Annotated in this window: 23 protein-coding genes and 5 tRNA genes; 17 read left to right on the top strand and 11 right to left on the bottom strand. The window is 64.1% G+C overall.

The features are described from left to right. Positions 1–39: 39 nt before the first annotated feature. The gene (locus PJE01S_RS10900; RefSeq protein ID WP_068833634.1) at positions 40–999 is read right to left on the bottom strand and encodes a Bug family tripartite tricarboxylate transporter substrate binding protein; all 960 of its coding nucleotides are present in this window, start codon (positions 997–999) and stop codon (positions 40–42) included. Between the two features lie 287 nt (positions 1,000–1,286). Here PJE01S_RS10900 and PJE01S_RS10895 point away from each other — a divergent pair, with 287 nt between their 5' ends. After that, on the top strand, positions 1,287–2,297 hold the full coding sequence (locus PJE01S_RS10895) for a LacI family DNA-binding transcriptional regulator (RefSeq protein ID WP_068833633.1): 1,011 nt from the start codon (positions 1,287–1,289) through the stop codon (positions 2,295–2,297). A gap of 72 nt (positions 2,298–2,369) precedes the next feature. Here PJE01S_RS10895 and PJE01S_RS10890 read toward each other — a convergent pair whose 3' ends face one another. Together PJE01S_RS10890 and PJE01S_RS10885 are read right to left on the bottom strand one after the other, a co-directional pair. Beyond that, complete coding sequence (locus tag PJE01S_RS10890; protein WP_068833632.1) at positions 2,370–3,050, bottom strand: glycine zipper 2TM domain-containing protein; 681 nt, start codon at positions 3,048–3,050, stop codon at positions 2,370–2,372. A 260-nt stretch (positions 3,051–3,310) separates the two neighbouring features. Continuing rightward, positions 3,311–3,655, bottom strand: a complete 345-nt coding sequence (locus PJE01S_RS10885) for an arsenate reductase (protein ID WP_068833631.1) — start codon at positions 3,653–3,655, stop codon at positions 3,311–3,313. Between the two features lie 211 nt (positions 3,656–3,866). Here PJE01S_RS10885 and pip point away from each other — a divergent pair, with 211 nt between their 5' ends. From pip to PJE01S_RS10815, 14 genes are all read left to right on the top strand, one after another. Continuing rightward, a complete protein-coding gene (gene pip / locus PJE01S_RS10880) occupies positions 3,867–4,829 on the top strand; it encodes a prolyl aminopeptidase (RefSeq protein WP_068833630.1) in 963 nt (320 codons plus the stop codon). A 76-nt stretch (positions 4,830–4,905) separates the two neighbouring features. Then, positions 4,906–6,216 (top strand): bifunctional tetrahydrofolate synthase/dihydrofolate synthase, encoded by a 1,311-nt coding sequence (folC, locus tag PJE01S_RS10875; RefSeq protein WP_068833628.1) that lies wholly within the window; start codon positions 4,906–4,908, stop codon positions 6,214–6,216. Positions 6,217–6,291: 75 nt separating this feature from the next. Then, positions 6,292–7,059, top strand: a complete 768-nt coding sequence (locus PJE01S_RS10870) for an SPOR domain-containing protein (protein WP_068833626.1) — start codon at positions 6,292–6,294, stop codon at positions 7,057–7,059. Positions 7,060–7,072: 13 nt separating this feature from the next. Further along, positions 7,073–7,558 (top strand): CvpA family protein, encoded by a 486-nt coding sequence (locus PJE01S_RS10865; protein WP_084389465.1) that lies wholly within the window; start codon positions 7,073–7,075, stop codon positions 7,556–7,558. 50 nt (positions 7,559–7,608) lie between these two features. Further along, the gene (gene purF / locus PJE01S_RS10860; protein ID WP_068833625.1) at positions 7,609–9,126 is read left to right on the top strand and encodes an amidophosphoribosyltransferase; all 1,518 of its coding nucleotides are present in this window, start codon (positions 7,609–7,611) and stop codon (positions 9,124–9,126) included. Between the two features lies 1 nt (position 9,127). Then, positions 9,128–10,342 carry an O-succinylhomoserine sulfhydrylase gene (locus PJE01S_RS10855; protein ID WP_068833624.1) on the top strand — a complete coding sequence of 405 codons (1,215 nt, stop codon included), beginning with the start codon at positions 9,128–9,130 and terminating at the stop codon, positions 10,340–10,342. Further along, positions 10,339–11,733 carry a glutamate--tRNA ligase gene (gene gltX, locus PJE01S_RS10850; RefSeq protein WP_068833622.1) on the top strand — a complete coding sequence of 465 codons (1,395 nt, stop codon included), beginning with the start codon at positions 10,339–10,341 and terminating at the stop codon, positions 11,731–11,733. Before PJE01S_RS10855 ends, gltX begins: the two co-directional genes overlap by 4 nt. 70 nt (positions 11,734–11,803) lie before the next feature. Then, a tRNA-Ala gene (locus tag PJE01S_RS10845) sits at positions 11,804–11,879 on the top strand. A gap of 65 nt (positions 11,880–11,944) precedes the next feature. After that, a tRNA-Glu gene (locus tag PJE01S_RS10840) sits at positions 11,945–12,020 on the top strand. 100 nt (positions 12,021–12,120) lie between these two features. Further along, a tRNA-Asp gene (locus tag PJE01S_RS10835) sits at positions 12,121–12,197 on the top strand. Between the two features lie 127 nt (positions 12,198–12,324). Continuing rightward, a tRNA-Glu gene (locus PJE01S_RS10830) sits at positions 12,325–12,400 on the top strand. A gap of 78 nt (positions 12,401–12,478) precedes the next feature. Continuing rightward, positions 12,479–12,555, top strand: a tRNA-Asp gene (locus PJE01S_RS10825). 373 nt (positions 12,556–12,928) lie between these two features. Further along, complete coding sequence (locus PJE01S_RS10820; protein ID WP_068833621.1) at positions 12,929–13,408, top strand: aminoacyl-tRNA deacylase; 480 nt, start codon at positions 12,929–12,931, stop codon at positions 13,406–13,408. A gap of 72 nt (positions 13,409–13,480) precedes the next feature. Continuing rightward, positions 13,481–14,218, top strand: coding sequence for a Mut7-C RNAse domain-containing protein (locus PJE01S_RS10815; RefSeq protein WP_068833619.1), 738 nt, complete (start codon positions 13,481–13,483; stop codon positions 14,216–14,218). Positions 14,219–14,231: 13 nt separating this feature from the next. On the opposite strand, the gene PJE01S_RS25120 is transcribed toward PJE01S_RS10815, so the two are convergent. Further along, a complete protein-coding gene (locus PJE01S_RS25120; RefSeq protein WP_218017513.1) occupies positions 14,232–14,465 on the bottom strand; it encodes a hypothetical protein in 234 nt (77 codons plus the stop codon). Between the two features lie 98 nt (positions 14,466–14,563). Between PJE01S_RS25120 and PJE01S_RS10810 the strand changes: the two genes are divergently transcribed. Beyond that, positions 14,564–15,820, top strand: a complete 1,257-nt coding sequence (locus PJE01S_RS10810; protein WP_068833618.1) for an NAD(P)/FAD-dependent oxidoreductase — start codon at positions 14,564–14,566, stop codon at positions 15,818–15,820. A gap of 9 nt (positions 15,821–15,829) precedes the next feature. On the opposite strand, the gene PJE01S_RS10805 is transcribed toward PJE01S_RS10810, so the two are convergent. The 7 genes from PJE01S_RS10805 to PJE01S_RS10775 form a co-directional block, all read right to left on the bottom strand. Beyond that, complete coding sequence (locus tag PJE01S_RS10805; protein ID WP_068833617.1) at positions 15,830–16,510, bottom strand: aspartate/glutamate racemase family protein; 681 nt, start codon at positions 16,508–16,510, stop codon at positions 15,830–15,832. Between the two features lie 45 nt (positions 16,511–16,555). Then, positions 16,556–17,335, bottom strand: coding sequence for an amino acid ABC transporter ATP-binding protein (locus PJE01S_RS10800; RefSeq protein WP_068833615.1), 780 nt, complete (start codon positions 17,333–17,335; stop codon positions 16,556–16,558). A 1-nt stretch (position 17,336) separates the two neighbouring features. Continuing rightward, a complete protein-coding gene (locus tag PJE01S_RS10795) occupies positions 17,337–18,005 on the bottom strand; it encodes an amino acid ABC transporter permease (protein WP_068833614.1) in 669 nt (222 codons plus the stop codon). 11 nt (positions 18,006–18,016) lie between these two features. Continuing rightward, entirely contained in the window at positions 18,017–18,856 is an 840-nt protein-coding gene (locus PJE01S_RS10790) for a transporter substrate-binding domain-containing protein (RefSeq protein WP_068833612.1), read from the bottom strand. 261 nt (positions 18,857–19,117) lie between these two features. Next, positions 19,118–20,038, bottom strand: coding sequence for a DMT family transporter (locus PJE01S_RS10785; protein ID WP_068833611.1), 921 nt, complete (start codon positions 20,036–20,038; stop codon positions 19,118–19,120). Further along, positions 20,035–20,565 (bottom strand): methylated-DNA--[protein]-cysteine S-methyltransferase, encoded by a 531-nt coding sequence (locus PJE01S_RS10780; RefSeq protein ID WP_068833610.1) that lies wholly within the window; start codon positions 20,563–20,565, stop codon positions 20,035–20,037. Before PJE01S_RS10780 ends, PJE01S_RS10785 begins: the two co-directional genes overlap by 4 nt. Continuing rightward, positions 20,555–22,213, bottom strand: coding sequence for a DNA-3-methyladenine glycosylase 2 family protein (locus PJE01S_RS10775; protein WP_084389463.1), 1,659 nt, complete (start codon positions 22,211–22,213; stop codon positions 20,555–20,557). Before PJE01S_RS10775 ends, PJE01S_RS10780 begins: the two co-directional genes overlap by 11 nt. 149 nt (positions 22,214–22,362) lie before the next feature. On the opposite strand from PJE01S_RS10775, the gene PJE01S_RS10770 reads away from it, so the two are divergent. After that, the gene (locus tag PJE01S_RS10770) at positions 22,363–23,748 is read left to right on the top strand and encodes a phosphomannomutase/phosphoglucomutase (RefSeq protein ID WP_068833608.1); all 1,386 of its coding nucleotides are present in this window, start codon (positions 22,363–22,365) and stop codon (positions 23,746–23,748) included. The last annotated feature ends 1 nt before the right edge of the window (position 23,749 follow it).

The raw sequence follows: 23,749 nt of genomic DNA, 5'->3' as shown, positions 1-23,749 counted from the left end.
GCGTTCCGGCAGCGACCCACAGGCCGCCGCTGTAAAAACTCATTCGATGGAAATCCTGCCAGTCTCGATGACTTTCTTCCAGCGGGCATATTCCTGCTGCTGAAAGGCGGCGAATTGCGCCGGCGTGTTGGCGACCATTTCGAAACCGATGGAGGTGAACTGGCCTTTCACCTTGGGGTCGTTCAGGGCTTCGACGAATGCGGCATGCGCTTTTTCGTGAATGGCTGCAGGCAGGCCCTTGGGCGCGACGATGGCTTGCCACGATGTGACTTCCACATGGGGCACGCCCGCTTCGGCCAAGGTCGGAACATCAGGCAATGCCGCGGAGCGCTTGGCGCTGGTAATGGCAAGGGCGCGCATCTTTCCTCCCTTGATGTACTGGACCACGGCATTGATGTTCTGGAATGAAGCATCGACCTGGCCACCGATCAAGTCGGTGTGGGCCGGCGCGCCGCCCTTGTAGGGGACATGCACGCCGGTGGTTGCGGTCTGTTGCCAGAACAGCTCGGCGGTCAGGTGGTCGCTGCTGCCGTTGCCTGCCGAGGCAAAGCTCATCTTGCCGGGGTGGGCTTTTTCGAAGGCGATGACGTCGGCGACGGTTTTGTGCGGCGAGTTGGCGGGGACAACCAGCACGTTGGGCGACTGCACCGCGACCGTGATGAGGTCGAAGTCCTTCAGCGGGTCGTACTGCATGCCCTTGATCAGGTGCGGCGTGATGACCAAAGGGCCGAGCGAAGTCACGAGGAAGGTGTAGCCATCGGGTGCGGCGCGTTTGACGAACGTGGCGCCTATGGTGCCCGTTGCACCGGCACGGTTGTCGACAAGGAAACCTTGCTTGAACTTCTCGGTGACTTTCGGACCGACCGCGCGAGCGACCTGGTCGGTCGAGCCGCCCGGTGGGAAAGGAACGACCAGGGTCACCGCTTTTTCGGGCCAGGCTTGGGCATGGGCGCCGAGAATGGACAGGCCGAGAGCAACAGCGGTCAGGTATTTTTTCATTCAGGTCTCCAGTGGTTTGACGCCGAGGCGCCGCGTTTCGAATGGAAGTGGCAAAGCTCAGCGCGCGGAACGAATGATAACGTTGTCAATTCGAGCATAAACCCATGTTTTCATGGGGTTTTCCCTTGTGTTTCGCTTATGAAGCACCATTGAAGCGTGAGCCCGAAAGCAAAAGGCCCCAGACATATATATCCGTAAAATGCTAACGTTGTCAGAATCTCAGGCGCGCGACAGTTTGTTAAGGTTTCAATCGTTCGTTCTTTACTTCATGTCCCGGCCCACATCCCATGAATACCGCAGTCCCATCCAAAGCCGCTACCCTGCACGATGTCGCTCGCGAGGCCGGCGTGTCCTTGATTACTGCCTCTCGGGCGCTGACCAACCCGAAACTGGTTTCAGACACCACCATCTTGAAAGTGCAGGCCGCGGCGCAAGCCATCGGCTACATCCCGAACCTGCTGGCAGGTGGGCTGAAATCCAGACGCAGTCTGATGGTGGCAGCCCTGGTGCCCGCCATCTCGGTGGCGCAGTTTTTGCCAACGGTGCAGTCGCTGACGGAGGCGCTTTCGGACGCCGGCTATCAGCTGATCCTGGGGCAGACGGGCTACGATCATGCGCGGGAAGAGGCGCTCATCAACACGATGATGAGCCGGCGCCCGGACGGCATCGTGTTGACTGGCCTGGTGCATTCGGCCACGGCTCGGGAGCGCTTGCGGCGGGCGGGCATACCCGTGGTCGAGACCTGGGACCTGAGTGACCGGCCTGTGGACATGCTGGTGGGGTTTTCCCACGTGAAGGTGGGCAGTGCCATCGCGGGCTACTTCCTTGGGAAAGGCTGGCGGCGCCTGGGTATTGCCACCGGTGACGATCACCGCGGCGCCTTGCGCCGGGAGGGCTTTCTGGCCGCCGTCGGAAAGGATGTCCCGACCGCCGTGGTTCCTGCGCCGAGCAGCCTTGAACAGGGCCGCCGGGCACTGGCGGAACTGCTTGCGAAGGATTCAAAGCTACAGGCGGTTTACTGCAGCTCCGACCAGTTGGCGCAGGGTGTATTGGCCGAGGCGCTTGCCCGCGGCATTCGCGTGCCGGAAGAACTGGCTGTTTGCGGCTTCGGTAATGCCGACTTCGCGGCGCACATGCAGCCTTCCCTGACGACGGTGCACGTCGATGGCGCAGCGATTGGAAGGCTTGCCGCGAAGCTCGTGATTGACCGCTGCAACGGGACGTCCATTGCGAACCCCATCGTTGATGTCGGTTTCCGCATTATCGAGCGCCGCTCGACTTCCTTGAGCCACGCATAGGCCCTAGGAGTTACAGGCGCTGCCAAAGAAAAAGGGTGCATGAATGCACCCTTTTTCTTGATGTCTGCAGGTTTACCGCCAGTGGTGGTGCCCGCCGAAACCCCGGCTGTAGCCGAAACTCAGCGACAGCCCGATGGGCGCGTAATACGGGTAATAGGGCTGGGCGTAGTAGGGCTGAGGGTAATAGGCGGGGTACGCCACGGGCTGCACATAGACGGGTTGCTGCTGTACCGGGGCCGGCTCGATGTAGGTCTGGGGCTGCGGTGCAGGCGTCACCGCGCCGACCGGCGTGACCTGCAGGCGCACATAGGGGCCGGGGTCGTTGGCCATCTGCACGTTGTACTGCGTGCCCTGGTATTCATACACCACGTTGTAGTGGCTGGGGCGGTTTTCGTAATAGGTCTGCGTGCTGCACTGCTGGACGTTTTGCACCTGGGTGTTCGGGCCTTCAATGCGGTCGCCAATGATCGCGCCGCCCACCAGGCCGATCACGGTGGCAGCCGCCCGCCCGCCGCCATTACCAATCGCGTTGCCGGCCGCGCCACCGGCCAGCGCACCCATCAGGGCGCCCGCACCCGACTTGGGCGCCTGCGTGATGACGGGCTGGCTGCTGCAAACCTGCCGCGGCACAGCCACTTGCTGCACCACCGGCGTGCTGGAAATGACGCGTGCCAGGATATCCGTGGCCGAGGCGGGCACAGCGGCAAGGCCTGCTGCGGCAGCGACGGCGGAAATAACAAGTGCTTTTTTCATGATTCAAGTTCCTTCCCGGCCTGTTGGCTGAAGTCCCGGCGCCCTGGCTGCGCCTTGTCCTGATGAGAAGGGAGAAGGCGCCAGCTTCGATAACTCTAATTTTAGGTAGTCAGAGTCGTTTTGACGCGCAGAGTTCGGTAAATCGGCTGTAAAGCTTGCCGGGGTCGGCGAGTCAGGCCGGAAAAGCGCGGAAAAAGCGCGGGAATAGGCATGAAAAGACCGGAAAACGGCCAAAACCGCCGGCTCCGGCTTTGGGCGCCTCAGACCCGGGAGGCCCAGTCCTCGGCATCAAAGCCGACCGTGACGGCCTGGCCCCAGTTCACCACCGGGCGCTTGATGACGCTGGGCTGGGCCATCATCAGGGCCTGCGCGCTGGCGTCGTCCTGCACGGCGGCTTGCACACCGGCATCGAGCTTGCGCCAGGTGGTGCCCTTGCGGTTCAGCAGCCTGTCCCGGCCGACCGCCTGGGTCCACTGCGCCAGCGCCTGCGGCGGCACGCCCTGTTTCTTGAAGTCATGAAACTCATAGCTTTGGCGGTGCTCGCTGAGCCAGGTGCGGGCCTTTTTGACGGTGTCGCAGTTGGGGATGCCGTAAAGAATAATCATCGCCGGATTTTCGCATGGATGAATAAAACTGCCTCCAGCCCAGTTTCAACGGGCGCAGTCAGCTATTGATTTGATAGTGAATGCGGGCGCGGGCGCATTGCCGGGGCCTGCCGGGACCATGCCTGAACCGCGAGGCTGGAATAATCGGTTTTCGGCACCGGCGCCTTGCTGCGCCGATGCGCATGGTCACCTTTAACCTCACGGACGCCCCATGATTGCTTCGGCCAGCCCTGCAGCGCTTCTTTACCCCCCGATAGAGCCGTTTCGCAGCGGCGAACTCGATACCGGGGACGGCCACACCCTCTATTGGGAGATGTGCGGCAACCCCGATGGCAAGCCCGCCGTTTTCCTGCACGGCGGCCCCGGCGCGGGCTGCTCGCCCGAGCACCGGCGGCTGTTTGACCCGCAGCGCTATTGCGTGGTGCTGTTCGACCAGCGCGGCTGCGGGCGCTCTCGTCCCAGCGCCTCGCTGGAAAACAACACGACCTGGCATCTGGTGGCCGACATCGAGCGCCTGCGCACGCTGCTGGGCTTTGAACGCTGGCTGGTGTTTGGCGGCTCCTGGGGCAGCACGCTGGCCCTGGCCTATGCCCAGACGCATACGGCGCGGGTGTCGGAGCTCGTCGTGCGCGGCATCTTCACCCTGAGGCGGGCGGAGGTGCTCTGGTACTACCAGGAAGGGGCCTCGTGGCTGTTTCCCGATCTGTGGGAAGGTTTTCTGGCGCCGATTCCGCCCGAGGAGCGGGGTGACCTGATCGCCGCCTACCGCCAGCGTCTGGTGAGCGAGGACGCTGCCGAGCGCCTGATGGCCGCCCGGGCCTGGAGCTTGTGGGAAGGCCAGACCATCACGCTGCTGCCGGACCCGGACGCGGCGACCAAGCACGGCGGCGATGCGTTCGCGCTGGCGTTTTCGCGCATTGAAAACCACTATTTCGTGCATGCCGGCTGGCTGGAAGAAGGCCAGTTGATTCGCGATGCCGGCAAGCTCGCCGGCATTCCCGGCGTGATCGTGCAGGGCCGCTATGACACGGCCACCCCCGCCAAAACCGCCTGGGACCTGCACCGCGCCTGGCCGCAAGCCGAGTTTCACCTGGTCCCCGATGCCGGCCACGCCTACAACGAACCCGGCATTTTGCGGCAGCTGATCGCCGCCACCGACAACTTCGCACGCTGAACGCCGGCCGGGTGGGCGAGTCGGGCCGGCTCGCCGTATCCAGGGTTTTTGCCCTTGCGCGACAATGTCGGGCTCTATGGAACATCTCACCACTCTGGACGACTGGCTGGCCTATTGCGAGCGCCTGCACCCCAAAAGCATCGACATGGGACTGACGCGCGTCAAGGCCGTGGCCGAACGCATGGGGCTGAAGTTTGACTGCCCCGTGATCACGGTGGCCGGCACCAACGGCAAGGGCTCGACCTGCGCCATGCTCGAGGCCATCCTGCTGCAGGCCGGCTACCGCACCGGCGTCTTCACCTCGCCGCATCTGGTGCATTTCGAAGAGCGCTGCCGGGTCCGCGGCGACATCGTCAGCGCTGCTGATTTGATAGCGAAGTTTGAAGTCGTGGAGAGGGCCAGAGGCAAAAATGGCGAAGAAATTTCGCTGAGCTACTTCGAGTTCACGACCTTGGCCATTTTGCAGCTGCTGGCCGACGCCAGGCTGGATGTGGTGATTCTGGAGGTCGGCCTGGGCGGCCGCCTGGATGCGGTGAATATCATCGATACCGACTGCGCCGTGATCACCAGCATAGACCTGGACCACATGGAGTTTCTGGGCCACGACCGCGAAAGCATTGGCCGGGAAAAGGCCGGCATCATGCGACCCGGCAAGCCGGTGGTGGTGAGCGACCCGGTGCCGCCGCAAAGCATTGTTGACCACGCCGCCCAGCTGGGCGCGGATTTGTGGCGTTTCGGCACCGACTTCAATTTCTCCGGCGACAAGCAGCAATGGGGCTGGGCCGGCCGCGGCCGGCGCTATGCCGGGCTGGCCTACCCGGCGCTGCGCGGCGCCAACCAGCTGGTCAATGCCGCCGGCGTGCTGGCGGCGCTGGCGGCCCTGCGCGAGCGCCTGCCCATCACGGCCCAGGCGGTGCGCAACGGGCTGTCGATGGTCGAGCTGCCCGGGCGCTTCCAGATCATTCCCGGCCAGCCCACCCTGGTGCTGGACGTGGCGCACAACCCGCATTCGGTGGCCGCGCTGACGGAAAACCTCGACGCCATGGGCTTTTATCCCTGCACCCACGCGGTGTTTGGCGCCATGGCGGACAAGGACGTGGTGCCCATGCTGGCGCGGGTCGGGCCCTTGATCGACAAATGGTATTTCACGGATTTGCCCACGCCACGGGCCGCCAGCGGCGAGGACTTGCGCGCCAAATGGCAGGCGCTGAACACCCGCGGCGACGTCACGGCCAGCACTTACAAAAGCCCCGAGGAGGCCCTGCAGGCCGTCGTCAAGGCGGCGGACCCCGCTGATAGAATCGTGGTGTTCGGCTCGTTCTACACGGTGGGCGGCATTTTGAAGGGCGGCGTGCCGCGCCTGACGGCCCCGCATCTGGCCTCCTGAGGCTGGACAAACCCGCCTGACCCGGCGCCTTGCCAGGCCGACAGCCCATGTAACCGTCAACGGATTCAAGCCACCATGCCGTTTTTCAACTTCCGCCGGGGCGGCTCCAACACTGCTCCCGCCGCCGGCTCAGCCGCTCAACCGGAAAGCGCGGAAGTCATACGCAAACGCGCCAAGCACCGCCTGATTGGCGCCTCCGTGCTGGTGCTGGCCGGGGTGCTGGGTTTTCCGCTGCTGTTCGATACGCAGCCGCGGCCGATTGCGGTCGATATTCCGATTGAAATTCCGGGCAGAAACGCGGTCAAGCCCCTGGCCATTCCGGCACCGGCGCCCGCCACGCTGCCCGTTCCGGCGGCGACACCCGCGCCGGCACCGGCCGAAAAAGTGGCCGCCGCGGCCAGCCTGGCGCCCAAGGAAGAGATTTTGCAGTCAAAACAGGCTACAGCCCCTGATTCGCCTGCGCCGGCAGCTATCAAAAATGAAGCAAAACCGGAGCCCAGACCAGAGCCCAGACCAGAGCCCAGGCCGGAAGTCAGGGCCGAACCCAAGCCGCCAGCCAAGGCGGCGGACCATGACGGCGCGCGCGCTCGCGCCCTGCTCAACGGCGCGCCGGAAGGCCGGCTGGTGGTCCAGGTGGGGGCTTTTGCCGACGAGGCCAAGGCCCGCGAAGCGCGGGCCAGGCTGGAGAAATCCGGCCTCAAAACCTATACCCAGGTCGCCGAAACCAAGGATGGCAAGCGCATCCGGGTTCGCGTGGGACCGTTTGCCAGCAAGGCCGAGGCTGAAAAGGCCGCCAGCAAGATCAAGACCCTTGATTTGCCCGCCGCCATCCTGACCTTATAGGCAATGCCGATTCGTGACGACTGTTGACTGGATTTTGCTGGGGGTTTTGTTTTTTTCCATGCTGCTGGGGGCCTGGCGCGGGCTGGTGTACGAGGTGCTGTCGGTCCTCGGCTGGGCCGCCTCGTTTTTTGTGGCGCAATGGTTTGCGCCCCGGGTCGCCGCCAGCTTGCCCCTGCAGTCGGCGTCGGAGCCGCTCCGTTATGCCGCGGCGTTTGTGCTGGTCTTCATTGCCGCGGTATTTGCGGCAGGCCTGCTGGCCTTTGTGTTGAAGAAGCTGGTCGAAGCCATTGGCTTGCGGCCGGCGGACCGCACGCTGGGGGCGGCCTTTGGCGTGCTGCGCGGGCTGATTTTGCTGCTGGCCGCGACCGTCGTGATTGACATGACGGCGCTCAAGTCCAGCCCCTGGTGGCTGGAGTCCAGAGGTGCGAGCCTGCTAAGCGCCTCGCTGGAAAGTTTGAAGCCGGTGTTGCCGGCGCAGTTCGCCAGGTATCTGAATTAGTTTTTTGAGATTTACGTTTTTAAGAGTCAACACATCATGATCGGAACACCATGTGCGGGATAGTCGGCGTCGTCAGCAAAGCCCCCGTTAACCAGCTGATTTATGACGGCCTGCTGCTGCTGCAGCACCGCGGCCAGGATGCCGCCGGCATCGTTACGCAGCAGGGGCGCAAGTTTTACATGCACAAGGCCAAGGGCATGGTGCGCGACGTGTTCCGCACCCGCAACATGCGTGCCCTGCCGGGCAACGTGGGCCTGGGCCAGGTGCGTTACCCGACGGCCGGCAACGCCTACAGCGAAGACGAGGCGCAGCCCTTTTACGTCAATGCGCCGTTTGGCCTGGTGCTGTCGCACAACGGCAACCTGACCAACGCGGCCGAGCTCAAGGCCGAGCTGTTCAACACCGACCACCGCCACATCAACACCGACAGCGACTCCGAAGTGCTGCTCAATGTGCTGGCGCACGAGCTGGAAAAGACCACGCGCGGTCTGCCGCTGAATCCCGTCGATGTGTTTGCCGCGGTGCGCGGCGTGCACAAGCGCGTGAAGGGCTCCTACGCCGTGGTGGCGCTGATCGCCGGCCACGGCCTGCTGGCCTTTCGCGACCCGTTCGGCATCCGCCCGCTGTGCATAGGCCGGGGACAGAACGAAGAGGGCACCACCGTGATGGTGGCCAGCGAGTCGGTCGCCCTGGAAGGCACTTCGCACCAGTTCGAGCGCGACATCGCACCGGGCGAAGCGGTGTTTGTGGACATGGAGGGCACGGTGCACGCCGAGCAATGCGCCGCCAATCCCCAGCTCAAGCCCTGCATTTTCGAGTTTGTCTACCTGGCCCGGCCCGACTCGGTGCTGGACGGCATCTCGGTCTATCAGGCGCGCCTCAACCTCGGTGAAACGCTGGCCAAGCGCGTGGTCTCCACGGTGCCGCCCAACGAGATCGACGTGATCATTCCCATCCCCGAGTCCAGCCGCCCCAGCGCCACGCAGCTGGCGCACCTGCTCGGCATTCCCTACCGCGAAGGCTTTGTGAAGAACCGCTACGTCGGCCGCACCTTCATCATGCCGGGGCAGGGCGTGCGCAAGAAGTCCGTGCGCCAGAAGCTCAACGTGATTGCCAGCGAGTTCAAGGGCCGCAATGTGCTGCTGGTCGACGATTCCATCGTGCGCGGCACCACCAGCCGCGAGATCGTGCAGATGGCGCGCGACGCCGGCGCACGCAAGGTCTACCTGGCCAGCGCCGCGCCGCCGGTACGCTACCCCAACGTCTACGGCATCGACATGCCCACCTCGACCGAGCTGGTGGCGCACAACCGTACCGTCGAGGAAATTCGCGTGGCCATTGGCTGCGACGCGCTGATTTACCAGGACGTGGAAGGCATGAAGCGCGCAGTGGGTTCACTCAACGGCAAGCTGGACGGCTTCGATGCCTCCTGCTTTGACGGCGTGTACATCACCGGCGACATCACGCCTGAAACCATCGAAAAAATGAATCAACAGCGGGTGGACACCAGCGAAGAGGGCAGTGTGGACGTCTCGCGCCTGGCGCTGCCCAATCAGCAGGACGCCTGAAATGACCCAGAAAGCATTGCCCGAGAACCTGCACCGCGACACCTTGGCCGTGCGCGTCGGCATCGAACGCAGCCAGTATGGCGAGAACTCCGAGGCGCTGTATCTGTCCAGCGGCTTCGTGCAGCCCGATGCCGAAACCTCGGCGCGCCGCTTTGCCGGTACCGAGCCAGGGTATACCTACGCCCGCACCTCGAATCCGACGGTGACCAGCTTCGAGCAGCGGCTGGCCGCGCTGGAAGGCACGGAGGCCGCCATTGCCGCCTCCAGCGGCATGGGTGCCATCCTGATGATGGGCATGGGGCTGCTCAAGGCGGGCGACCATGTCGTGTGTTCGCAGTCGGTGTTCGGCTCGACGCTGAACCTGTTCGGCAAAGAGTTCGCCAAGTTCGGCGTCGAGACCAGCTTTGTTTCGCAGACCGACCTCGCGCAATGGCGCGCGGCCATGCGTCCCAGCACCAGGCTGCTGTTTGCCGAGACCCCGACCAATCCACTGACCGAGGTGTGCGACATCCAGGCGCTGGCCGACCTCGCGCATGCGGGCGGCGCGCTGCTGGCCGTCGATAACTGTTTCTGCTCGCCGGCCCTGCAGCGGCCGACCGAATTGGGCGCCGATCTGGTGATTCACTCGGGCACCAAGTACCTTGATGGGCAGGGCCGCGTCATGGCCGGTGCGATTTGTGGGCCGTCGAAACTGATCGTGGATGTGTTCGGGCCTATCGTGCGCACCGCCGGCATGGTGCTCGCACCCTTCAATGCCTGGGTCGTGCTCAAGGGCATGGAAACGCTGCGCATCCGCATGCAGGCGCAAAGTGCCGCGGCCTTGGCCATTGCGCAGTGGCTGGAAGCGCACCCCGCGGTTGCCCGCGTGTACTACCCCGGTTTGGCATCGCACCCCCAGCACGCGCTGGCCATGCGCCAGCAATCGGGCCTGGGTGGCGCCGTGCTGTCTTTCGATGTGCGCGGCGGCGACCCCGAGACGGCGCGCGCCAACGCCTTTCATGTGATCGACAGCACGCAGGTGGTCAGCATCGCCACCAATCTGGGCGACACCAAGTCCATCATCACCCATCCGGGCACGACCTCCCATGGCCGGCTCACCGAAGCACAGCGCCAGGCGGCCGGCATCGGCCAGGGCCTGATCCGCTTTGCGGTCGGGCTCGAACACATTGACGATTTGAAGGCCGACCTCGCACGCGGTCTGGACACCCTGGCATGACACAAAAAACACGCACCCGCTTTGCGCCTTCGCCGACCGGCTTTATCCACCTCGGCAACATCCGCTCGGCCCTGTACCCGTGGGCGTTTGCGCGTGCCACCGGCGGTGACTTCATCTTGCGGATTGAAGACACCGACCTGGAGCGTTCCAGCCAGGCCGCCGTCGATGTGATCATTGAAGGCATGCGCTGGCTGGGGCTGGATTACGACGAGGGCCCGTTCTACCAGATGCAGCGCATGGACCGCTACAAGGCGGTGCTGGCCGACTTGCAGGCCGCCGGCCATGTCTACCCCTGCTACATGAGCGTGGCGGAGCTTGACGCGCTGCGTGAAAAACAGATGGCCGCGAAAGAAAAGCCGCGCTACGACGGCACCTGGCGGCCAGCGCCCGGCAAGACGCTGCCCCCCGTTCCTGCCGGCGTGCAGCCGGTGCTGCGCTTCAAGAATCCGCAGGGCGGTGCTGTGGTCTGGGACGACAAGGTCAAGGGCCGCATCGAGATCAGCAACGACGAACTCGACGACCTCGTGATTGCGCGGCCCGATGGCACGCCGACCTACAACTTCTGCGTGGTGGTGGACGACATGGACATGGCCATCACGCATGTGATACGCGGCGATGACCATGTGAACAACACGCCGCGCCAGATCAATATCTTCCGCGCGCTCGGCAAGGACGTGCCGGTGTATGCGCATTTGCCCACCGTGCTGAACGAGCAGGGCGAGAAGATGAGCAAGCGCAACGGTGCCAAACCGGTGACGCAATACGCTGCCGAGGGTTACCTGCCCGACGCCATGGTGAATTACCTGGCCCGCCTGGGCTGGAGCCATGGCGACGACGAGATTTTCAGCCGCGAGCAATTCCTGCAGTGGTTCAACCTCGATCATCTCGGCAAGAGCGCCGCGCAATTCGACGAAGCCAAGCTGCGCTGGGTCAATGCCCAGCACCTGAAGGCCATGGCCGACGACAAGCTGGCCGAGCTGGTTCAGCCCTTCCTGGCAGGGCTGGGCGTCACGGGTCTCGATGCCGACTGGCTGGCACGCGGCTGCAGCCTGTTCAAGGACCGTTGCAGCACCCTGGTCGAGCTGGCGGGCTGGTTGCAATTGTTGGTGACGGGCGGCCAGCCCAGCGCGCAGGACCTCAGCACGCATGTGACCGACGCCGTGCGACCGGCGCTGGCCAAACTCGCGCAGGCGCTGGCCGGCTGTGAATGGACCAGGCCGGCGATTGCCGCCGCCATCAAGCAGGTGCTGGCAGAGGCCGGCCTGAAGATGCCGCAACTGGCCATGCCGGTACGTGTTCTGATCATGGGCACGCCGCAGACGCCTTCGCTGGATGCGATTCTGGAGCTCATGGCGCGAGAAAAGGTGATCGCCAAATTGAATTTAATCTGAAAATTTGAAAAGGGCGGATTTTTCCCGCTATAATTTGAGGCTCGACAGGTTGCTAAGCAATTAGCGACAGGGGGGTATAGCTCAGCTGGGAGAGCGCTTGCATGGCATGCAAGAGGTCAGCGGTTCGATCCCGCTTACCTCCACCAGTCGAAATTTTTTTGAAGTTTTGTTGCAGATCTTTAAAAGTCTGCGCCGGAAGTTCCCAGGTTTAGACCCCATCGTCTAGAGGCCTAGGACACTACCCTTTCACGGTAGGTACCGGGGTTCGAATCCCCGTGGGGTCGCCAGTATTCTTCACAGCGATGTGATGAGCCAGGCACAAGTCGGTAACAGCAGGCCCGCAAGGGCAGGCGACTTGGCTCGAAAGAGCGAACGTTACTGCTACCAGGAGTGGTAGTTCAGTTGGTTAGAATACCGGCCTGTCACGCCGGGGGTCGCGGGTTCGAGTCCCGTCCACTCCGCCAGATTGAAGCCCTTGTAATTCATCGAGTTACAAGGGCTTTCCTCTTCCATGCGCCGCAGATTGGTGGCGAGGGTTTGAGGTTTTGCTGCAGGCCTTTAAAAAGTCTGCACCGGAAGCTCCCAGGTCAGGACCCCATCGTCTAGAGGCCTAGGACACTACCCTTTCACGGTAGGTACCGGGGTTCGAATCCCCGTGGGGTCGCCAGTATTCATCACGCTTCGGCGTGATGCGCAAGGCACGAGTCATTAGCACTTGGCTTGAAAGAGCAAGCGCTATCTACCAGGAGTGGTAGTTCAGTTGGTTAGAATACCGGCCTGTCACGCCGGGGGTCGCGGGTTCGAGTCCCGTCCACTCCGCCAGTACATAAGGGCTTGTTGCTATGAAAATAGCAGCAAGCCTTTTTTGTTTTCCAGGTCTTGACCTATCCGTCGGCAAGCGGCTTGCGCACCATTCGCGTGCCGCGTCGTGTCCCTCACATTGCCGCTTCCCTGGGCAGGTTTCCCGTTCACGCTCGTTCATGCCTTTGGGCGGCAGTCCTGAGGGGGGCGCGGCGGAAACAGAATACTCCCGGCTGCTTTTCGCTGTTGTGGCCATCGGTTCAGCCAGGTTTTCCCTGCGGCGGCATGACTGGCGAGCCTGCACGGTCAGGACTAAACTGACAGAGTGGCCGGCATGTCCGATGCCGCGCCGCTGTCCGGACCACGGTCCGTCGTTTTGACCAAGGAGGCAGTCATGCCGATTCCCTCACATCTATCCAGCTACCTGGACCAGCGCGGCGCCCGCTACGAGATTTGCGCGCACAAGCATAGCCACACCAGCGCAGAGACCGCCCGCAGCGCCCATGTTCCGCAAAACCAGCTCGCCAAGTCGGTGATCCTCGAAGACGACGCGGGCTGCGTGATGGCCGTCATCCCGGCCGACAAGACCGTCATGGTGGGTGAACTCGCCCGCCTGCTGGGCCGCAAGGAACTCAGGCTCGCCGATGAAGGCCGCATCGCGAAGCTGTTCGCGGACTGCGATCTCGGTGCGGTGCCCCCGGTCGGCATGGCCTGGGGCGTCGAGACGATCGTCGACGATGAGCTCGAAGCCAACGAGGTCGTGTACATGGAAGGCGGTGATCATGAGCGCCTGCTGCGGATGTCGCAGGAACAGTTCCATGCGCTGATGAGTTCGCAGCCGCACGGGCGCTTTTGCAAGGCCCCTACGCACTGAGTCGAGCGCCGGCCTGTCGGCGCCCGCACTCGCCGCTGGCCGTGTGCAGCTTGCGGCCCTTGAGGTTCTGTGATGGTCATGGCGAGCTTTCGCTTCTACGAGGAGCTCAATGAATTTCTCGCCCCGGAGCGGCGCGGGCGCGATTTCGCCTGTCCCTGCGCGCGGGCGGCGACCACCAAGCACATGATCGAAGCGCTGGGTGTGCCGCACACCGAGGTCGAACTGGTGCTGGTCAACGGCGAGTCGGTCGGCTTCGAACGCCTGCTGCGCGAGGGCGATCGCGTGGCCGTCTATCCGAAGTTCGAAGCGCTGGATGTCACGCCGTTGCTGCGCGTGCGCGGCCAGGCCCTGCGCGTGACGCGCTTTGTCGCCGATGCGCATCTGGGCGGGCTGGCTCACCTGCTGCGCATGACCGGCTTCGACACTTTGTACGACAACCACTTTCGCGACGACGAGATCGAACGCATCGCCGCTGTTGAGGGCCGCATTGTCCTGACGCGGGACCGCGACCTGCTCAAGCGCCGCGCCATCACCCATGGCTGCTACGTGCACGCACTGCGAACGGAGCAGCAACTGCGCGAAATCTTCGATCGGCTTGACCTGGCGCGCGGTGCACGGCCGTTCACGCTGTGCCTGTATTGCAATGCGCCCCTGCATGCGATCGAGAAGACGCGGGTGGCGGCCATGCTTCCCCCGCGCGTGCGCGAGCACTACCAGCGCTTCAGTGTCTGCGACATGTGCCATCGCGTGTTCTGGGAGGGGTCGCACTGGCGGCGCATGCGTTCGATGCTGGATGGCTTGTTGCTATGAAAATAGAAGCAATTCATTTTTCAACATGCTGATTCTGGCGCTCTGCATCAATGTGATCGCCGGCATGCTGCAATAGCGCGGAACGCCGCTCCTTCGCGCCTGCGCTAACTGGCGATCCGGTCGTTAAGCGCTGCAGCGGTGTTGAAAAAGGCTGGGCGGTGCCGGAAAGCGCTGCGATTCGTGAAAAAATAACGCCATCACCCTTGCGCGCAAGGGCTGCACCTTGTGCACCGGCCAAGCTCTCCATGGTGGCTGGGGCTGACGCAGGCCGTCTGCGTCACCTCGGCGGGAAGGGGACAGGCTGGCGGCAGGAATTGGCTGGGAACCCCTCTTGAAGTTGACGAAATGAAGAACAACACCGTTGTGGTGATGGGCGCCGGCATGGTCGGCGTTGCCTGTGCATTGGAATTGCAGCGCCGCGGCGCGAAGGTCACGCTTATTGATCGCCGTGAGCCCGGCCAGGAAACCTCTTACGGCAATGCGGGGGTCATGGCGCGCAGCTCGCTGATGCCTTTCAACAACCCCGGCCTGTGGCGCGGCTTGCCCAAGCTGCTCGGCAACCAGACCGCCCAGTTTCGCTACAACCCCTGGTTTCTGGCGCGCAACCCGCGCTGGGCATTGGGCTTTCTGGCGCGGGCACGGCAGTCCACGTTCCAGGAAACGGCCACCGCCCTGGATGCCCTTATCCGCTTGTCGCTGGTGGAGCACAAGCGCCTGATGGGCGAGGCGCAAATTCTGCACCGGCTGCGCGAAAACGGCTGGCTGTTTCTTTATCGCAGTGCCGCGGCCTATGCGGGCAGCCAGCTGGCGCGCGACACCATGGATCACTTTGGCGTGGCTACGGAAGCGCTGGACCGCAAAGCGCTGTCTGACCTGGAGCCTGCATTGCGGCCGATTTTTGACCGCGCCTTGTGGATCAAGGACGCGTCTTCGGTGGACGATCCCTCTCAAGTGGTCCAGGCCTATGCGCGGCTGTTCGTCGCGCGTGGCGGCCTGATTCGCCAGGCCGCTGTGGCCGGCCTGCAAGCCCACAAGGACAAGCACTGGAAGGTGCTTGACGATGCCGGCGGACATCTCGAGGCTGAACGTGTGGTGGTGGCGATGGGGCCCTGGAGCAAAGCGTTTCTTGCGCCCTTGGGGATTTCCGTGCCCATGGCCTTTGAGCGCGGCTATCACATGCACTACGGCAGCGCGGAAGGCGTGACGCTGAAGCGCCCGGTGTATGACACGGGCGGCGCTTATGTCCTGTCGCCCATGGAGCGCGGCCTGCGCCTGAGCACCGGGGTGGAGCTGGACGACTGTGACGCGCCCCCGCGCCATGCGCAGCTGGAGCTGGCCGAAAAAGCCGCGCGCCAGGCCATTTCCATGGGGGAGCGCATGGAGCGCGATGTGTGGCTGGGCCGCCGCCCGACGCTGCCTGACAGCCGTCCCATCATTGGCGAAATGCCGGGCCGCCCGGGCCTGTGGCTGGCCTTTGGCCACCAGCATGTGGGCTTTAGCACGGGTCCTGGAACGGCTGCCCTGTTGGGGGCACAGATGTATGGCGACGTCCTGCCGATCGATCCGGAACCGTTCCGTGCGGGCCGTTTTTTGTCGGCTTGAAATTCCCGCTTAAGGGCCGCCGACATGGCTCAACCACGCCTGGTTGAGCAAGGTCACGATGTCGTGCACGGGACGAGCCGTGGACTTGGCCACGGCGTCGCGGTACACCGGCATGTTGGTGCATTCGAGCACCACGGTTTTCACCTCAGGGTGCCGCGCCACCAGCTGCAGCGCCGCTTCGACCACATCACGCTCGGCCTGCGCGATGTCCATCTGGGTGTCGTTTGACAGAATGCGGTGGTGAAATTCACAGCCCGGGCGCACGCCTTGCACCGGCGTTCCCTCGGGCACGGCAGCCGCCCGCAAAATGGCCGGATGCAGTGACGCCGCGTTGATGGTCACGATGCCCGGCGCGGCGAGGGCGCGGCACTGCAGGAGGCTGGACGTGATGACGGGTACCGGCACGGCCGCCTCGAGCTGCTGCTGGTAAGCGGCCAGGAATCCGCAGCTGGTCGAGATCATGGCCGCGCCCTGCTCGACCAGCGCGATCGCCGCATCGACAAAGGGCTGCAACATGGCCGGGTCGGCCTGCTCGACGATTCTGGACGGTGAGGCGCCTTCAACCTTGCTCAGGCGAACGGGGATGCCCAGTGGCGCAAAGGTCTGCACATTCCCGATGTCTCCCGGCGGCCTTGGAAACCGTGTGTCCAGCATCAGGATGCCAAGAAAGGGGCGGCTTGTCGGGCTCATGCTGATTTATTGACAGGGGGTGCTGGAGCGCCGGCCTTGCGCTTCTCAAGCCTGGTCGGCTGCGGCACCGGCAAAGCGGCCCAGAAATGCGCGCGTCGCATCGTTCCTGGGGTTGTCGATGACCTCTTCAGGGGGGCCGGATTCGGCCACCACGCCATCGCGCATGAAGATGATCTGGTCCGCGACTTCGCGCGCAAACGCGATTTCGTGGGTCACCAGAATCATGGTCATGCCTTCCCTGGCGAGCGACTTGATCACGCCCAGCACTTCGGCCACCAGCTCCGGGTCCAGCGCCGAGGTGGCCTCGTCAAACAGCATCACGCTGGGCTGCATGGCCAGCGCGCGCGCTATGGCGACGCGCTGCTTTTGCCCGCCCGACAGCTTGTCGGGGTACATGTCCGCGCGCTCAATGAGTCCCACCTTGGTGAGCAGCGCCCGCGCCGTGGCCTCGGCCTCGGCTTTGGATTTGCGCAGCACGGTGACGGGACCTTCCATGACGTTTTGCAAAGCCGTCATGTGCGGGAACAGGTTGAAATGCTGGAACACCATGCCGGTCTTGGCGCGAAAGCCCGAGAGCACGCGGTCGCCCGGCAGTCTGGTGTGTTTTCCGCTGAAGGCCATGGTGTGCTCGCCCACCGTGATCTCGCCGCCTTCGGGAACGGTCAGCAGGTTGATGCAGCGCAGCAGCGTCGACTTGCCGGAGCCCGAGGGCCCGATCAGCGCGACCACCGTGCCGCGTGCCACCTGCAGCGAAATGTCCTTGAGGACGGTGTGGCTGCCAAATGACTTCTTCAGTCCTTTGATTTCAATCAGGGGCTTGGACATACTAGGCTTCGTGGGGCTCGGCGTTGCCGTGTTCCATGCGTTTTGCCCAGATCGTCACAGGCAGCAGGATGGCGAAGTAGGCCACGGCAATAAAGGTATAGACCTCGAGAGGCCGGTAGGTGTCATGTGCAATCACCTGGCCCTGGTACAGCAGGTCGGGTACCGCCAGCACCGACAGCAGCGAGGTGTTTTTCAGCTGCATGATGGACTGGTTCATCAGCGGCGGCACCATGCGCTTGAAGGCTTGCGGCAGCACCACGCGCTTCATCACCTGGTAGCGCGTCATGCCCAGCGCCTTGCCGGCTTCGGTCTGGCCCTTGTCGGTGGAAATGATGCCGCCGCGTATGATTTCCGAGTAGAACGCGCCGCCGTAGAGCGACAGGCAGATGGCCGCGGCCATGGGGGCCGACATTTCCCAGCCGACGAGCACGGGCAGCGCGTAGTAAAACCACACCAGTTGCACCAGCACCGGCGTGCAGCGAAAGACTTCCACAAAGGCCCGCAGGGGCGCTGTGATGAAACGCTGGTTTGACAGCCGGCCCAGGCCCGTCACCAGGCCCACGGCCAAACCGCCGGCCACGCAGATCACGGTGAACAGCAGCGTGTAGCCTATGCCGTTGACCAGCAGCGTCTGGTATTTCCACAGCGTGGAAAAGTCCCACTGGTACATACAGATCCTGCTTAGAACTTCACTTCAGCCGGAAAGCTGTCGGCCTTCACGCCGGCGAGCTTTTCCATGTTCTTCAGGATGACGCTGCGCACTTCGCCCTTGCCGCGCACTTCTTCAAGCCAGCCGTTTACAGCCTGCTCAAAGCCCTTGTCGGTTTCCTTGCGGATGCCGATGTTCACCGTCGAGGTTTCGACCGGCGCAGGAATGCTCATCGTGCCGACATCGGCGCGCTTGGCCAGCAGCGGCTGGGCCAGCAGGACCACCAGCACCTGGCAGTCGGCACGGCCGGTTTGCACGGACATGGTGGCGGCGCCCGAATTTTCCAGGCGGGCGATATTGGCCTTGGGCAACATGCGCGTTGCGAATTGGTCCTGGTTGGAGCCCACATCCACCACGATTTTGGTGTTCGGGTTGTTCAGTTGCTCCCAGGTCTTGACCGCGGGAAAGCCTTTTTTGCACACCGCCGTGAAGGTGTTGTTGAACAGGGTATGGGAGAAGTCCACGACTTCACGGCGCGCAGGCGTCGGGCCCATGCCAAACATGGCGTCGATCTTGTTGGCTTGCACATCCAGTACGGCGTTGCCCCAGGTGGTTTCTACATACTCCACCTTGACGCCCAGCTTTTTGGCCAGGCTTTCAGAGAAATCGGGGCCAAAGCCTTCCCATTTTTGGCTCACCAAATCTTTATTGAAATAAGGAACAGCGCCTGCAACGGCGCCCACGCGCAGCACCTTGGTGCGCTGGACACGGGCCAAGGTGCTTTCGGCCGAAGCCTGGGCAAAGGCACTGGCGGCCAGGGTCACGCTGGCGATTGCGGCCAGACTTTGAATCAAATAGCGCTTGGAAATCATTGAATACTCCAGGGTGAGAGGGGCCGCCTCAAAAAATACGGGTTTTTCCGTTGGCAGAGCCAAGAGTTTAGCGCTGCGGGTTGTGGGTCCCCGGCATGCATAACGATATTTCAGAGCAATTCCTGCGCCAGATTGACGGTTCAAACCGTCAATTCGTCGGCCGCCAGGGTTCCGGATGCCGGCTTGGCGCCGGCACGGGCGGCTTCCCCTTGGGCTTTATCCTGTGCGCCACGCTGCGTGGCCGGCCGATGATGTGTTGCCCTAGCGCTCCAGCTTCAGCAGGCCCGTGGACAGCGCCGTGCCGCACACGATCACGCCGGCGCAGACGATCATCCAGGGCGTGACCGATTCGCCGAGAAACAGCAGGCCGTACAGGACCGCAAACACCGGCACCAAAAACGTCACCGACAGCGCGCGCGGCGGGCCGGCATTCTCAATCAGGCGGAAAAACAGGATGTAGGCCAGCCCGGTGCAGAGCACGCCGACGGCCAGCAGGGCCAGCCAGGCGGAGCTGCCCGGCATCTGCGCCGGCCACAGCCACGCGGCGGGCAGGGCCAGGCCCACGGTGGCGCCCAGCTGGCTGCCGGCCGCCGTCACCAGCGGCGGCAGGCCCGCGAGGTAGCGCTTGGCATAGCTGGCGGAAATGCCATAGCAAACACAGGCCAGCAGGCAGGCCAGCACCGCCCAGCCGGGTGCCACACCCGAGGCGTCGGGCTTGAAGCTGGCCTTGTCCCAGGCCAGCATGGCGACGCCCGCAAAGCCGATGACCAGGCCCAGCACCCGCGAGGCGGTCGGTTTGTCCTTGAGCCAGGCCCAGGCGATCAACGCGCCAAACATGGGCACCGTGGCATTCAGGATGGCCGACAGCCCGGTGGTGATGGACAGCAAGGCGAACGAAAAGCAGGCAAACGGAATGCCCGAATTGAGCAGACCTATCAGGCCTATGCGTTTCCAGTTCGCCTTCAGCACCGGCAGCAGGCCGCGCAGCCACACGATGGGCAGCAGAAACAGCGCCGCAATCGCCACGCGCAGGGCGGCGGTGGGCAGCGGGCCAAACTCGACGGTGCTGATGCGCATGAAGAGAAACGACGAGCCCCAGATGGCGGCCAGCAGCACAAAGTCGCTGGCCCAGCTTTTAGAAGCGCTGACGGCCACCGTCGCGCCGGACGCGGGTGCGCTCACAGCGGGCTCCCCTGCAATGCGCCTTCCAGCTCAAGCAGGGTCGTCTTCCGGTCCAGCCCGCCGGCATAACCCGTGAGGGCGCCCGTGGCCCCGAGCACGCGGTGGCAGGGCACGATGACGCTGACCGGGTTGCGCCCGACGGCGGCGCCCACGGCCCGGACGGCCGCCGGCTTGCCGATGCGCGCGCTGATTTCGCCGTAGCTGGCGGTGTCGCCCTGCGGAATGCTCAGCAAGGCCTGCCACACCGATTGCTGAAACGCCGTGCCATAGGACAGATCCAGCGGCAGCTCGAAATGGCTGCGCCGGCCTGCGAAATATTCGGTGAGCTGGCGGCTGGCTTCTTTCAGCACGGAATGATCGGGGTCTGTGGGCCAGACGGCCTGCCCGGGCCGCCCCGAGAGTTCCGGAGGCAGATGGCGCTGGCCTTCAAACCAGAGCCCGGCGAGGCCCTTGGCCGTGGCCGCCAGGATCATGGTGCCCAAAGGGCTCTGGAAACGGGTTTGGACAATGGAGGGGTCAAATTTCATGGTGTTCACCTTGGAGTGTCTCTGATTTGGCTGGAATCTGCTTTTTTGAGCGTTTTAGGGCTGTAGCCCTTTTATGGTTGGCGTTTTCAGCTATCAATTTGGAAGCGGATTGGGCACTTGGGGCTGCCGGTTCGGTGCCGGGCCCGGTGGCCGCCCAGGTCCCGCTCCAGGTCCGGATGACGGCATAGCTGCGCCAGGGCTTCCACGCAGCCGACGCCAGCTCGGCTTGCCGGGCCGGGTTCTTCAGCCCCTGCACGCCCAGCGCCTTGTGCAGGGCCACATCGCCGGCGGGAAAGGCATCGGGCCAGCGCAGGGCGCGCATGGCGATGTACTGCGCCGTCCAGTCGCCTATGCCGGGCAGCTCCTTCAGCGTGGCAAGGGTGGCGTTGACATCGGCGCCGCCGTGCAATGGCAGGCGCTTGTCCGCCACGGCCCGGGCCAGGCCGACGATGGCGGCCTGACGCTGCCTAACGATGCCGAGCTGGCCCAGCGCATCGCCGCTGGCCGCAGCCAGCACCGCGGGCGCGGGGAACAGCCGCGTGAGCTGCGGCCAGGGCGTTTCTATAGCCTCGCCAAAGCGGTCCACCATGCGCTGCGCCAGGGTGCGGGCGGCGGCCACCGTGATCTGCTGGCCCAGCACGGCGCGCACGGCCAGCTCGTAACCGTCCAGCGCACCGGGCACGCGCAGCCCGTCGCCGCCCGGAAAGTGCTTGTGCAGCACGCCGTTGATGGCGGCCGGGTCGGCGTCCAGGTCGAACATGGCGCGCACCCGGCGAATCACCAGCGGCAGCGCTTCGCGCAGCGAGTCGCTGACGCGCAGCACCAGCTGGGAGCGCGCCTCATCAAAACTTGCCAGCAGCCAGCCGGCCTGCACCTTGCCCCCGGATTCGATGCGGAATGTCCTGCCCATGCCCGGCTGTTGGGCGTCAGAAGCTATGAATTCAATAGCGTTGATGCAGCGCATGCTGAAAAAACCGAGCATGGCCGCCACGTCGTAAGGTGGGCGGTAGCCGAGCCGGATGGTGATGCCATCGCTGGCGTGGCCTGCTCGGCCCGGGCCCTGGCGCCGCAACTGCGTGGGGTTGAGTTTGTAGTGCTCCACGAAGGCGGCGTTGAAGCGCCGCACGCTGGCGTAGCCGCTGATCAAGGCGACCTGGGTGATCGGCAAATCCGTGTCGGCCAGCAGCTGCTTGGCGGTGTGCAGCCGCCGTGTCTGCAGGTACTGCATCGGCGAGACGCCAAACTGCGCCTCGAAAATCCGCCGCACATGGCGGTCGCTCACGCCCAGGCGGGCGGCCAGCTTCTCGACCGAGGGTGCCCCGTCTGACCAGACCTCGGGCTCATCGAGCAGCCGGGCCGCCTGGTGCGCCAGGATATAAGACGCGTCCTGGGTGGACCAGACCACGGAATGCGGCGCCAGTTCGGGCCGGCAGCGCAGGCAGGGGCGAAAGCCGGCGCTCTCGGCTTGCGCGGCGTGATGGAAGAAGCGGCAGTTTTCGCGCTTGGGGGTTTTGACGCCGCAGACCGGCCGGCAGTAGATGCCGGTGGAGGTCACGCCGGTGAAAAAGCTGCCGTCAAAACGGGCGTCCCGCGCCTTCAGGGCGAGGTAGCAGTCGTCGTCAGCAAGAGGGGTATTGGCGGTCGTCATGGGGCAAATGATACGCTTGGCCCCGCCGTGGACTAGCCGTTTTCGGACATGTTCATGACGGCGCTTTGGCGGGCGGCCAGGCACGAGCCCGCCTGGGGGCCACGCCTACAATCGACGCGATCCAACTCTCTTTCCCGGAAGCTTCACCCATGCAAGTCAACGCATCCATTTTCAAGGCCTACGACATTCGCGGTGTGGTGCCGTCCACCATCAACGAAGAGGTCGCCGAAGCCCTGGGAAAGGCCTTTGGCATGGCGGCGCTGGCGGAAGGCGAAAAAACCGTGGCCGTCGGCCGTGACGGCCGGCTCAGCGGGCCCGCGCTCGGCGCCGCCCTGATGCGCGGCCTGGCCGCGGTGGGCGTCGAGGTGGTGGACGTCGGCATGGTCACCACGCCCATGCTCTACTTCGCCGCCAGCACGCTGACCCGCTCCGGCATCCAGGTCACCGGCAGCCACAACCCCAAGGACTACAACGGCTTCAAGATGGTGCTGGCCGGCCGCGCCATTTACGGCGAAGAGATTCAGGCGCTGCGCCGCATGATGGAAGCTGAAAACTGGACGATGCCAACGACCGGCGGCGCGATTCGCCAAGTCAATGTGGAGGGCGACTACCGCGACCGTATTGTTTCGGGCATCCGGCTGGCGCGGCCGCTCAAGATCGTGATCGATTCGGGCAACGGCATTGCCGGCGCCTCGGCGCCCGCCATTTTCCGCGCGCTGGGCTGCGAGGTCACCGAACTGTTCAGCGAAGTCGATGGCAACTTCCCCAACCACCATCCCGACCCCAGCAAGCCGGAGAACCTGCAGGATTTGATCCACGCCTTGCAGGACGGCGATGCCGAACTGGGCCTGGCCTTTGACGGTGACGGCGACCGGCTCGGCATTGTGACCAGGGACGGCCAGAACATCTACCCCGACCGCCAGATGATGCTGTTTGCCCGCGATGTGCTGTCGCGCGTGCCGGGCGCCACGATTCTGTTTGACGTGAAATGCTCGCAGCGCCTGGCGCCCGAGATTGAGGCGGCCGGCGGCGTGCCCCTGATGTTCAAGACCGGCCATTCCCTGATCAAGGCGAAGATGAAGGAAATCGACTCGCCGCTGGGCGGCGAGATGAGCGGCCACATCTTCTTCAAGGAGCGCTGGTACGGCTTTGACGACGGCACGTATGCCGGTGCGCGCCTGCTGGAAATTGTGAGTCGGGTGCCGGATGCGGGTGTTTTGCTCAATGGCCTGCCCACCAGCTACAGCACGCCGGAGCTCAACGTGGCCTGCGCCGAGGGCGAGCCGCACACCGTGGTGGCGGCGCTGATCAAGGCGGCGGATTTTGCGGAACCGGCGAAGGTCTTCACTATTGACGGCCTGCGCGTGGACTGGCCCGACGGCTTTGGCTTGATCCGCGCCTCCAACACCACGCCGGTGCTGGTGCTGCGCTTTGAAGGCCATACGCCCGAAGCGCTCAAGCGCATCGAGGCCGACATGCTGGCGCTGCTGCGCAGCGTCAAGCCCGACGCCAGCTTTGCCGCTGCGGCGCATTGAA

The organism is Polaromonas jejuensis NBRC 106434, assembly GCF_001598235.1.
Taxonomy (GTDB): domain Bacteria; phylum Pseudomonadota; class Gammaproteobacteria; order Burkholderiales; family Burkholderiaceae_C; genus Polaromonas; species Polaromonas jejuensis.
This window is presented reverse-complemented; position numbering and strand designations above follow the sequence as displayed.